The 11,531-nt window shown below is 48.5% G+C and carries 12 protein-coding genes and 1 pseudogene; 2 read left to right on the forward strand and 11 right to left on the reverse strand.

Annotated features, from left to right (window positions below):
• Positions 1-195: 195 nt before the first annotated feature.
• From JFN88_RS22925 to JFN88_RS22940, 4 genes are all read right to left on the reverse strand, one after another.
• A complete protein-coding gene (locus JFN88_RS22925; protein WP_199021677.1) occupies positions 196-999 on the reverse strand; it encodes an undecaprenyl-diphosphate phosphatase in 804 nt (267 codons plus the stop codon).
• A gap of 257 nt (positions 1,000-1,256) precedes the next feature.
• A complete protein-coding gene (locus JFN88_RS22930; protein WP_199021678.1) occupies positions 1,257-2,273 on the reverse strand; it encodes a DUF4184 family protein in 1,017 nt (338 codons plus the stop codon).
• Between the two features lie 59 nt (positions 2,274-2,332).
• On the reverse strand, positions 2,333-2,854 hold the full coding sequence (gene lepB, locus JFN88_RS22935) for a signal peptidase I (protein ID WP_199021679.1): 522 nt from the start codon (positions 2,852-2,854) through the stop codon (positions 2,333-2,335).
• Between the two features lie 113 nt (positions 2,855-2,967).
• Positions 2,968-5,319, reverse strand: a complete 2,352-nt coding sequence (locus tag JFN88_RS22940; RefSeq protein WP_199021680.1) for an ATP-binding cassette domain-containing protein — start codon at positions 5,317-5,319, stop codon at positions 2,968-2,970.
• 83 nt (positions 5,320-5,402) lie between these two features.
• Here JFN88_RS22940 and JFN88_RS22945 point away from each other — a divergent pair, with 83 nt between their 5' ends.
• Positions 5,403-6,002, forward strand: coding sequence for a biotin transporter BioY (locus JFN88_RS22945; protein WP_199021681.1), 600 nt, complete (start codon positions 5,403-5,405; stop codon positions 6,000-6,002).
• Between the two features lie 236 nt (positions 6,003-6,238).
• A pseudogene (locus JFN88_RS24725) lies at positions 6,239-6,325 on the forward strand (helix-turn-helix domain-containing protein); the annotation flags it as partial.
• An 8-nt stretch (positions 6,326-6,333) separates the two neighbouring features.
• Here JFN88_RS24725 and JFN88_RS22950 read toward each other — a convergent pair.
• From JFN88_RS22950 to JFN88_RS25525, 7 genes are all read right to left on the reverse strand, one after another.
• Positions 6,334-8,196: a recombinase family protein gene (locus JFN88_RS22950; RefSeq protein WP_199021682.1), complete on the reverse strand. Its 1,863-nt coding sequence runs from the start codon at positions 8,194-8,196 to the stop codon at positions 6,334-6,336.
• Positions 8,197-8,242: 46 nt separating this feature from the next.
• The gene (locus JFN88_RS22955; RefSeq protein ID WP_199021683.1) at positions 8,243-8,446 is read right to left on the reverse strand and encodes a recombinase family protein; all 204 of its coding nucleotides are present in this window, start codon (positions 8,444-8,446) and stop codon (positions 8,243-8,245) included.
• 172 nt (positions 8,447-8,618) lie between these two features.
• Positions 8,619-8,786, reverse strand: coding sequence for a hypothetical protein (locus JFN88_RS22960; protein ID WP_199021684.1), 168 nt, complete (start codon positions 8,784-8,786; stop codon positions 8,619-8,621).
• A gap of 619 nt (positions 8,787-9,405) precedes the next feature.
• On the reverse strand, positions 9,406-9,768 hold the full coding sequence (locus JFN88_RS22965) for a DoxX family protein (RefSeq protein WP_199021685.1): 363 nt from the start codon (positions 9,766-9,768) through the stop codon (positions 9,406-9,408).
• A 5-nt stretch (positions 9,769-9,773) separates the two neighbouring features.
• On the reverse strand, positions 9,774-10,244 hold the full coding sequence (locus tag JFN88_RS22970; RefSeq protein ID WP_199021686.1) for an HXXEE domain-containing protein: 471 nt from the start codon (positions 10,242-10,244) through the stop codon (positions 9,774-9,776).
• Between the two features lie 57 nt (positions 10,245-10,301).
• Positions 10,302-10,883, reverse strand: coding sequence for a TetR/AcrR family transcriptional regulator (locus JFN88_RS22975; protein WP_199021687.1), 582 nt, complete (start codon positions 10,881-10,883; stop codon positions 10,302-10,304).
• A gap of 543 nt (positions 10,884-11,426) precedes the next feature.
• A complete protein-coding gene (locus tag JFN88_RS25525) occupies positions 11,427-11,528 on the reverse strand; it encodes a hypothetical protein (RefSeq protein ID WP_369123020.1) in 102 nt (33 codons plus the stop codon).
• Positions 11,529-11,531 lie beyond the last annotated feature (3 nt).

Consider the following 11,531-nt stretch of genomic DNA (forward strand, 5'->3'; position numbering starts at 1 on the left):
CCAAAAATCAGGGTGAAAACAGCTTCGGTTTTATCCCTATATTTCAAAAAAACCCGCCGGTCCTAGACCGAAACGGGCCAAGCGTAAACGGCTTTGCCGTCCTTTGACGGGCAAAAACTTCGTTTCGCGGAGAAATATAAGCCATTATAAAAAGAACGTTTATACATGCTTATATTTTAAAAATCATTTGGAATGTTACAGCACAACAAAAATAAGAAAAATAGCGGCGAGCGCAAAACGGTAAACCGCAAACCACGACAATTTCAGCTTTTTGATCAGATTCAAAAAGGTAACCACCGCAAGCATAGCCACAATAAATGCGGCAGCTAGTCCGACGAGGAACACCGGAAGGTCCTGTGTCGTCAGAATATCCCGGCTCTTCACCAAATCAAGCAGTGTCGCGCCGAACATGACCGGCACGGAAACAATAAAGGTAAATTCCGCGGCTGCCTTCTGGCTGGTTCCAATCAGAAGCCCTCCGGAAATCGTCGAGCCGGAGCGGGAGAATCCGGGCCACAGCGCGAGCAGTTGGAACAATCCAATGCCGAACGCCTGCTTGTACGTAATGCCGTCCACGTTCTCAGCCGTTACTTTCACCTTCGCGCGTTCAGCAACAATCATCAGAATACCGCCGAGCACCAGACCAATCAACACCGTCTGGGGACTGAACAAATATTCCTTGATAAAACCGTGCAGCAGCAGCCCTACGATAACAGCCGGCACCATAGCCAAAATCAGATGCATCGGATTGATCCCTCTCTTATGCATCAGATCAAACTTCAGCACATCTACAATAATGCCCGTGAACCTTCTCCAATACAGCACCAATACAGCCAGCACAGCTCCAAGCTGAACGACAATCTCAAAGCTTTTAGCGCGCTCTCCTGTAAAATTGAGCAGATCAGCAGTCAAAATCATGTGCCCTGTCGAGGAAACAGGCAAAAACTCCGTCAATCCCTCTACAATACCCAGTATGATGGCTTTAATCAGATCCTCCAAGCCGTTTGCACTCCTGTCTCCATCAGAATTCGTACTTGTCTATCTTATTCTTGTTGTACGCTTGTTTATTCTTCGCTGTACCCGGATAAAATTCCTGTTGAAAAAACGCGGGACCGAATAAAATCTGACGAAAGTCACACATCCGGGCGGCAAGTCCTGAAAAGTTGATCATCAAACAGGCAGACTGGCCTACCCCAAAGACATATCCGCCTAATGCCAAGGAAAAAGACAGGCCGTCGGCCCGTCTTCTGTCTTGTCTAACGCCCGGAAGTATATTGCTCAAAAGCATAAGGCCGCCGGCTTCTCAATTGTCTCTGCATGCTGATTGCAATAATAATAAAAGACCACAGCCAGATAAAGCCAATCCACACCGCAAGCTCCCAACGGGCAGGGCCAAGCTTGTTGAGAATCGTTTCAACCCACCCCAGGTGCTGATACACAGAGGTAAACGGCAATTTCTGAGCCAATTGGAAGGCGACGACTGAACCTGCAAAAACGCCGAGCAATCCCATCAACTGCGCCAATTTCTGCTGAATCACTGCAAATTGCAAAGCGGAGGCGACAAACCAACCAACCGCCAGAGAAGATATTGGAGCAACCATTGTAAATCCATATCCAGTCATACTCGGGTCTGATTTCAGCTTGATAAAGAACAATACGCCTGAAATCGCAAAAACGAGCAATCTCATTCCCCATCTGAACCTCACCTGATCCGCAGCGAACGGCTCCCGTCTAGTGCTGCTCCATCTGCTCCACTTGATCAGAAGATATACAAATATAACCCCCAGACCCAGTATAGAGAGAGCATATTGCAGCCAGTGGTAAACAAACTCTCCATGGATATACTTTTGCAGAAAGGGAATGCGCGTGACGATGAAGCTGTTGCGGTGCGACAAGGCGTCCATGAAAATATGAGTCCAAAATCCGATAAATAGCGAAAAGATAAACAACAACCAATCCCTTCCCGTCCTCAGACCCCAGGGAGCAGCGTGTTCACGGGCGAATTTGTCCAATCCAAACGCAGAAGGAAGCAGTTGAACAAGGGAAGGCTTCATCAGCCTGTGAAATGCAATGGCGAAAGCTGTACATAGCGGCAGTCCCAGCAAAAAGAAGCCTGCCACGGAATGACCGATTGTTTTATTGGATTCAAAAGCTACAAAATATTCCAGATCAGGCGCCATGCTCCCAAGCAAAAGACCTGTCGTACACAAGTATCGAGGCGCCAGGTGTTTCAGCGGAACAGCATACAGCGGATGGGCTAACGTGTAGGGCAAATGAGGCCTCCTCTCCAAGCAGCGGCCCGGGCAAACGTCTGCCCGGGCCGCTGCTTTTGCTAATGCAAATTGCCAAACTTGTCAAGCGGCCACAGGCGGAACACAGCTTTGCCCTCAAGGCTCGAAAATGCAATCGGTCCGAGTTCCCGGCTATCCATACTGTGCTCCCGATTATCTCCCATAACGAATACTTTTCCTTCCGGCACGACATAAGGCAAGGCAAGACCGCGAGGCTCCGTCAACCCTCTTGTATAAGACTCTTCAATCTGCTTGCCGTTCAAATAAAGCTTGCCGTCCTTCATATCTATGATGTCTCCGGGGAGTCCGATCAACCGCTTGATCAGCCTCAGCTCACTCTCCGGTCCGTTAATGATCACAATATCTCCACGCTTCGGCTGGGTCAATACATAGGAAACTTTGTCCTCGATCAGACGCTGACCTTCGATTAGCGTCCCCTCCATGGAAATATTTTGGACTTCCGTCTGTGCAAAAGCGTAACTTTGAATCAACAGGGAGATTCCGAATGCCCCTGCTATCGTTAAAGCCCAGTCCTTTATTTCCTTCTTCCAGCCTTTATTCATTCCTGCACTCCTCTCCTGCCAAATATAAGGTATCCTTTCATCATAATCTATTATAATTATAAATGCATTACGTCTCAATTAAAGCAAAGTTTCGTTTTTTTCATAGCAACAGACTATAGCAAGGCAAGCAGAAGGAATAAAGCTGCGGCTCCCGCGGTCAGAAAATAATCCGTACGCGCAAGCCTCAATGTCCAGGCTCTTGTCGCCTTCATTCCCCGCTTGCCAAAGCCTCTGGCCTCCAGCGCCTCTGACATCTGCTCCGCCATTCTGAGCAGCAGCATGATATAAGGCAGCACGACCCGGTGCAGATCCTTCGCGGGAACCTTGCCGGCGGCAGTCGCCCGCTTGCCTCTTGCCTGGACAATTCGGGACAGCTTGGACCATTCGGAGAGCAGGAGCGGAATGAAGCGGAATATGAGTGATATTGTCAACGAAATGCGCTCTACCGGTACTCCAAACCGCTCCAGCGGCCGGATTGCCTGCTCCAATGCGCGCTGCAACCTGAATGGAGTGACAGCTGAAGCCATTCCAAGACCAAGCAGCATGACCAGAAACAGCTTGCAAAAATAGAACAAAGTTTTGCCTGCATTGCCAAAATCAAACCGTGACGGATAAATGCTGAGCCCGGAAACAAACGAAAAGAAAATAAACATGATGACGTAGAAGCCGCTTAACCGCAGCCATGGACGAAGATCAGCCTTGCCGATCCAGAGGGCAGCAATTGTGATTAGCCCCGATACTATCAGTCCCTGCCAGTCGTGCTGCAGCAAAATTCCCGCAGCCAGCAGCACATAGGACAACCATAATGCACGCGGGTCGTATTGGCTCCACCTCAGTCCTTTGCTCTTCTCATTTTCAGACCCCGATCCCTGCTCCGGCCCGGGCGGCGAGTCATTCTGTACGGCAGCCGGAAGCTGCCCGCCAGGCTCCAGCATCTGCGCAGACCCAGCTTGCCCGAATGCCCCAAATGCCTCAGGCGCCTCCTCTGATTCTTCTTCCACCCATGAACCCGCCAGTCGCCCGTCCTCAATCACCAGAATCCGGTTCGCGAGCGCCCGGAACAGTCCGACGTCATGGGTAACGATTATAGCGCTGCCGCCTTGTTCCAAATGCCGGGACAAGCCATCCAGCAAATATGCGATTCCTTTGGCATCCAGACCCGCTGTAGGCTCATCCAGCAGCAGCCATGCGGGCTTTGCAGCCAGCAGACATGCCCAAGCAAGCCTCCGCTGCTGGCCCCCGCTAAGCGACCACGGATTGAGCGGCGCCAAGTCCCGGTCCAGTCCTGCCGCTTCCATTGCCCCGGCTGCTCTCTCCTCCTGTTCGTCCGAAGCAAGCGAATACGGACGAAGTGAATAGAGGACTTCATCCTTCGCCTGAGGCAAGAACCATTGGGACTCGCTGTGCTGAAACGATACGCCGAATTTCAGAAGCACCTGCCTGTTCAGCTTGCGCCCGTTCCATAACGGTTCCCCGTCAAGCCGTATCGTTCCTTCGGAAGGTTGTGCAAGACCGGCGATGGTTTCAAGCAGCGTTGTTTTGCCTGCTCCATTGCGGCCGGCAATCAGTGTCAGGCCGCCAGCAGGAATATGCAGCTGCGGAATGTCCAATATAGGCTTGCCCTGCTTGGCATGTTGCTTGATCATCACATTTTCCAGACTCCAGCCTCCATCTGCCGCCGGCCTATTGTCCCGCTCCTGTCTATGATTATGCTCGTACACCGCCCATTCGCCCACAGGGGACAGCTCTTCATCGTGCTTCTCGCCATGACCAGACTGTCCCCCAACGATCCCGTCATATGTGATTTGACCTTTATCAAAAACTACCAAACGATCCTGCGGCTCTCGGCCCTGCATACTATGCGTGACCCAAATTACGGTCATCCCCTGCCGGTGCTGCTCCCGTACTGCTTCCAGCACAAGCTTGCGGGAGGCCGTATCCAGCATGGACGCCGCTTCATCAAGGACAAGCAGCGGCGCATGGGCCGCGAGACAGCCTGCGATCGCCACCAATTGCTTTTGCCCGCCTGACATCGTCGATATGAGCTGGTCTCGCCTGTCGAACAGCCCTGCCATCTTGAGCGCCGCTTCAATTTCCGGCTGAACCTGCTCCGCCGGAATCCCTGTCTGCTCGAGGGCGATCAGCAAATCCTCCCATGGCGTCGACCCAACGATAGCGACCTCCGGATTCTGTCTGACGTACGGGAAGAGCCCCTCCAGCTCTGCCGAACGGTACACCTCTCCCTCTGCAAAGCAGTCCATTCCAAGCTGGTCCGTAATCAGCTTGACAAAGGTGCTTTTCCCGCTTCCGTTATCTCCAACAATATGTATCCATTCGCCCGCGTGAACGGCCAGCTTGTCTACATAAAGGATTTGTCTGGTCTTCTGCTCCGCTGCTGCGGTTACTTTAACGTGGTCTAAGGCGAATAATATTTTTTTTTGCAAAACAGCATCTACCTCTTCCATTCCCAATCAACCTGTGATACGATTTTTTTGTTAACCAAAACTTTTGTTTGTGGTTAACAATAGAATAAAGGAGAGATTACATAATGTCCAGTCCCATTCGCAGTATCGTGTACACCGCGCTATTCTCCGCTTTATTTATTGTGATGAGCGCAATCAAGCTTCCACTAGGATTTTCTCCGGTTCCGATTACACTGCAAAATCTGGCGCTGATGCTGGCCGGGGCTTTCCTCGGTGCGCGTTACGGCTTTTTGAGCATCCTGTTTGTTTGTATTCTAACCGCGCTCGGTTTGCCGCTATTGGGCGGCGAAGGCGGCCTTGCCGTTGTGTTCGGAGCGACAGGCGGCTTTATCTGGATGTTCCCTCTATGCGCTTTGACAGTAGGCTACTTCTCGCGAAAGGTCCTTTCATCGTCTGCGCTGGGACGGAATAAAAAGCTGAGATTGCTCGCTTTATTTGCTGTTTTTATGATCTTTGGCTCGCTGCTGTCCTACGTTGGCGGCGTCCCATGGCTTGCCTATGCAGCGAATTTGTCTATAGCGAAGTCATTGACAGTTGGGATGTATCCGTTCCTGCCTGGCGACCTCATTAAAGCCGCAGTCGCCGCCATTGTAACCTCTGCATTGTATGCTTACATGCCTGGTCTCCATCGCGCCAAGCCCGCGGCCTCCGGTTCGCAAGCTTAGTAACACCGCGACTGAATACCTACCAGCGCAAAAAGCCCCTGCTCTCGCTAATGATACGCTCCTCCTTGCAGTAAACAGTTGAATTAATAAAAACTGTTTACTGCAAGGAGGAGCATTTTTATACCCACAAATCCAAAATTTCAGGACCAGATCGAACCGCAACAATTGGAAATATCTTCGTGGGGATCATTTAGCTGCTCAATGGCTAACCCAAAGGACTTCTTCCTGCTTCTCATAGCCTCCATGAATTTTCTAGATTAACAGATATCCGTCATGCGATGCTTAGCGAACTGGTAAATTATAAACGGCAGAATATAAACTTTAGCTTCCACTACTGCAAGTTTAAAAGCTGGAGCATACGTGATATTCCCACTGTATTCTCCAATTCATTCGGCACTGGGCGGGGTAAAAGAAAGACCTTGAAGGATTTTATTCCAACAAGGTCTCTCATTTTACTTCCGTCAGCCTTTTGCAGTTTGTCGCCCTCTTGAAGTTCATCGGCGAAGACCCATCCCTTACCTTCAACCCAAAACGGATGATTGTCGGTCGTCTCGATGATTTGCTCCTCAACGTACAGCTTGATTATATCATCACGCTGGTTGCGGTATAAAGCCGTTACTTCCTTGTAAGCTAACTCTCCATCCGGGTTGAGTTCATCCTTAGCAAGAACCCTATCCCCGACTTCAATTTCCTCAATCGGTTTCTCCCCTTCGTCTGTGAGTACCTTAGTTCCGGCAGTAAAGCAATTGCATCCTAATATTACCTTTTTACTTTGCTTTTCAACCTTAACAGCTGCGCTGATTTCTTTCGTCACAGTTTTAGTGGCTTTGGATGCAACTTTCCCTCCTGGAATGACGCCTAACAAACCAATTGCTCTATCAAAACCAGAAAGTTGTTCTCCTGTAACCCAGTTTTTCCCTGTCATGGCTTCTTGTACACTTTTAGCTGCCCTTACAAAAGGAGTGAAATCTAGAACGCAATCCCCGAAATCTCCCCAGCTCCTAAAACCACAATGTCCTGTGGGATCAGTGTATACAAGGAGTTTGAAGCGTTCCTTCATTTTAGCTTGTTCATCTATGAAATCTCTCGACAGCGATACATATTGTTCATCCGATATTCGGCCTAACGCATTATCCTCGTAAAGCTTCCGGACAATGGTCTGCAATTCAACTTCTCTTTTCTTCAGTTGATCTCGTTCTTTGAGCGCCGCTCCCCATTGCTTCTTCTGTTGACTCTGATGTTGATCAGCAAGCATTTCCACAAATTCACTTTCCTGTTCCCCTGCCGTGTGGGCATGGCGACGAATATCTGCCAATAAGATCTCGTACACGTCGACGTAGCTAATATAATGAAATGAGCAATACCCACTGCCGCGTGTTCTCGCTTGATTACAAGCGAAGCTTCCGCGCCCTCCCTTACCACCGGCGGTCTTACTATTACCTCCGCGAGCAAAAGACAGCCCTTGTCCGCAGGTCGAGCATTTCAGTAACCCTGAAAAGATTTGATGCTCCCCTTCTTTGGTCGGGCGCTTCTTCACGCGAATGACCTTTTGCGCTAAAGTAAAGGTTTCCGCATCAATCAAGGGTTCGTGCGTATTCTTGACCTCGATCCACTCATCCTCTGGGACAGCAACGATACGCTTATTCTTGAAGGATGGCTTGGTAACCTTATGTCCAACCATATGTCCCAGATAAACACGATTTTGGAGAATGACAGTGATTGTAGTGGCTCCCCAATCGCAGGGATGCTTATAATTGACAACCTTCAGGTAGCGCTGATGCTTCTCGGCTAGATAAGCACGTGGAGCAAGGATTTGATCCGCACGGAGCATGCGGCCTATTTTATAAGGACTGTATCCTTCTACCGCCAATTGAAAGATGCGTTGGACAACCGGAGCGGTTTGCTCATCCCGAACTAACTTGTGCTTATTTTGCTCATCTTTGCTGTATCCATAGGGAGCATAAGGACCGGTGTAGTCACCGTTCAATGCCCGTTGGCGGTAGCCGTTTTTGACCTTTCGACTCGTATCGCGGACAAACCATTCGTTAAACAGATTGCGAAGTTCCATAAAATCATCTTCGCCCTTGGCGGTGTCAATGTTTTCGCTGACGGCAACAAACCGTACATCATGCTCGGGGAAAAATACTTGAATGCACAGGCTCGTTTCAATCTGGTTTCGTCCCAGGCGACTCAAGTCCTTGACCAGAACAATGTCGATCTTACCAAGTTCGATATCCCGTTCATCCGCTGAAAATCGGGACGGTCAAAGTTGGTGCCGCTCCAGCCGTCGTCCGTGTAAATCTCCACCACATCAAAACCGTTTCCTTTGCATATCGTTCCAGCAAAATCCGTTGATTTTCAATACTCATGCTCTCGCCGCTCTGCTCATCATCCCGGCTCAATCGGCGATAGATCGCGGTTCGAGTTGTTTGCTGTTTTTTCATGTCCCATCCTTTCCCAGCAATAAATCGGCTGATTTTAGTATAATGGATTTTCGAGATCGACAGTAGTGTGCCATTGTTGCAGTTATCGTCCAAGCAAGATGCTCGTTCTCAACCGCCACTCTTAATCGAAAAGACTCATTCAGTACAAAGAGGGGAATCGCTCGGATTCCCCTCATGTGCTCTTATGCTGTTCCTCCTCCCAGTCTCTTAGCACCAGTCGCCTGAGCTTCTCCCGAAAGATATCCGTTCCTCTATAATGACTTTGCACGATGTATCGGCTTTGTCCCAATTGAACCTCGCGTGTTTGTCCGCATTCCATCACCATGCGCCCTTCCTTCAATCTCCGTTTTTTATCTCCCGTCAAGTCGGTCGAAGAAGAAAACGGGGACGAATGCTTGCTGTCATCTATCGTGCATTCCTCCTCACTGTAATCCTGTTGTACTCTGAAACAGGAAGCAGCATCGAATTTCTCTTTCTATAAGCCTGTTCATTTTCCAGGCAAAACCGGGTAGGGTAGAAAGAAGCTTTTTTCTCCAGTCCTATCCGGACAGCAAAAAGCCGCTATAGAATGCTATAACGGCTTTTTACTGAAACCGGCTTTGATGCCGACAGGCATAATATCCACAAATTGCCCAGAATCGCTTTAGTTCTGTTTTCAACCCTAAAAAACCGGGGATTGTACCGATTTTCCGGACTTCAATCATGTTTTGTTCTAAGTAAATTGAGATATGACTGGGCACAAGTAAAACATGATTTGAGTTTCATGATGACTCGTTTGAATTGTCGTGCTGCTAAGAGTATAAAAAAACACGTTCTACCTTGGAGCCCACAGAAAAAGTCAGCCTAACAACGGTAGCCAGCCCGAAACAGAGGGAGCCGTGGGACAGGAATCCAGGTTGTCGGTGATATTGGCAGGCCGACTCTGACGCAAGCCGATCTTTAGGAATCCCATACATCATTTAGAGGTTCAAGCTATCGGACAGCGTATAAACTGAAAATATCACGGTGATGAACAACAGAACAATCGCAGGCGCCGTTTGCTTCACCCTATCCTTGATCCGCATATGAGCCATTATCGCACCAATCATAGTGAGAGTCAGGTATATAGCCGCCATTGTCGCCCAGTGAGAATAGAAGTAGCCTACAGCTAACCCTGCTGACCCGATGAGTTGAACCATTCCAGTTACGACACGAAGCCATTGCGGTAGCTGAAGCCTTTCGAAGTTGTGGATATGACTGGGCAACCCATATATCTTGCCAGCACCTGAAATCAAAAAAGTAACAAGCAGAATGGTCTGTACGATTGCAGCAGTTATTGTCATCCCTATCATCCTCTTCCTGCTGTTTGTTTAAGAAATAACGCGGCGATCGCACTTGTCCCAATAATGGTTCCTGCAAGTAGTGAGAGGACGAGCTCTGTGCTCGATATTTTCCCGCTTGTACATATTTCATGGAAAAAGTACAGGGTAGCTGGAATCGATAAGGTTACGGCAGTTAACAGACCAGGGGAATACTCTTTATAAATAATCGTAGTAACCACGTGGAAAACAGCGTTAATGCCAAGATGCAATTGAAATGCAGCAGCCAGAATGATCCAAAGTCTGTGATTCCCTTGGGTTGACGCTTGGTAAGAGACTAGCAGAACGACTAGAATTATGCCGACTTGAAGCATGACATGCCTTTGAGCGGTCATGGGAGCAAAATGCCGTGTCGCCCACTTCGAAAATCCCGGTATCTCTTCGATCGTATGGATGAGTAAAACGACGTAAGGCAACCAGAAAACAAAATTGAATGTCAATGAAACAACCTCCCCAAACTATTGTTTGAACGATCAAACAATAATAATCGAAAAAAATTATGAATTCTCGAAATCCAAATAGGCTTCTAATAGCTCGCTTAAAGTCAGGTAGGCGGCGTCCATATCGAAATCAGGGTCAGCCATCTTCTCAAGGGCCAGACCATCGATTGTTATATTAATAATCGATGCCAGCGCCTTTTGATTAACGCCCTCCTTCAGCGGCAGCAGACTCAGCGTTTTCAGTACTTCTCCTTTACCTGCCTCAAGGCTTTGCCGGATTTTTTTGCGACCGGCCTCGCTCCTCAAACCTATCGCAAATAATTCAAAGCGCAGGCGATGCCAATCTGGATATTCATGCACCATGTTTTGAGGCACAGCTAACGCATGGCGTATGAAATTTTTATCCAACGTAATTTCCGAAATCTTGTGCATTTCTTCCATATAGCGGACACTTTCCAAATGAAAGATCTCAAACATTAAATCCTCTTTGCTCACAAAATAATAATTGATCAGTCCTTGTGATATGCCAGCTTGCTTGGCAATTTCTTTTGTCGACGTCTTTTCGAAACCTTGCTCAGCCAAGACCCGATATGCAGCCTCAACAATTTTTCTTTTCGTATCGCCAGTTGCACCTTTCATCTTCATCGCCACCCTGTTTGAACGTTCAAACAAAATATAACATACGAAACGGAAATGTCAATAGTATCATGAATTTTCAAACACCTCGATTAAATTCGAAGGCAACGGCTCGAACAGAAACCGGCTGTGTTGGCTGGCGAAGGGAAGACGTGTATGCAGGATGGCTGAAATATTTGATGAAAAAAAGCAAACTTAAACAAGAATTAAACTTCCTGTGATAACGTTGAGGCATGCGAAGGAATTTGCAGGTTATATCGATAAAAATCATTGTGGAGGGAACATTACGAAAAAATGGTCATTGCTTTAACTGCTTCTGTTGTCATCGGGATAATCGGTACTTCGGCTGAAAGCTATGCATCTGCAGACTTGGACCTGTCCAAGGCGAGCACTGGTGCTTATAAAATCGCAAGCAACAATTACACGGAGATGTTGACCATGTTGGCCGAACAAAGTAAGACGCTCCGTGAACAAGCGCGTACAGATCGAGAGGATAATCTGCAACAGCAGACCGGACTTCTAATCGCTGCAGCCGATCAAGTATCTTTAGCGGCTGAGCTTCACCTGCATTTTGCGCAGCTTGTGAATATGCACCATGACGGTGCGGCTGTCGCTCCAGCCGTCCAATCCCCAGATTTGATCGTACAGTTG

The sequence above is a fragment of the Paenibacillus roseus genome, from assembly GCF_016424485.1.
Lineage (GTDB): Bacteria > Bacillota > Bacilli > Paenibacillales > Paenibacillaceae > Paenibacillus_D > Paenibacillus_D roseus.

Bases quoted from the DNA above. Each gene is read 5' to 3' on its own strand.
- lepB (WP_199021679.1), bottom strand. From the start codon at position 2,854: ATGAATAAAGGCTGGAAGAAGGAAATAAAGGACTGGGCTTTAACGATA.
- JFN88_RS22940 (WP_199021680.1), bottom strand. From the start codon at position 5,319: ATGGAAGAGGTAGATGCTGTTTTGCAAAAAAAAATATTATTCGCCTTA.
- JFN88_RS22945 (WP_199021681.1), top strand. From the start codon at position 5,403: ATGTCCAGTCCCATTCGCAGTATCGTGTACACCGCGCTATTCTCCGCT.
- JFN88_RS22955 (WP_199021683.1), bottom strand. From the start codon at position 8,446: ATGAAAAAACAGCAAACAACTCGAACCGCGATCTATCGCCGATTGAGC.
- JFN88_RS22965 (WP_199021685.1), bottom strand. From the start codon at position 9,768: ATGACAATAACTGCTGCAATCGTACAGACCATTCTGCTTGTTACTTTT.
- JFN88_RS22975 (WP_199021687.1), bottom strand. From the start codon at position 10,883: ATGAAAGGTGCAACTGGCGATACGAAAAGAAAAATTGTTGAGGCTGCA.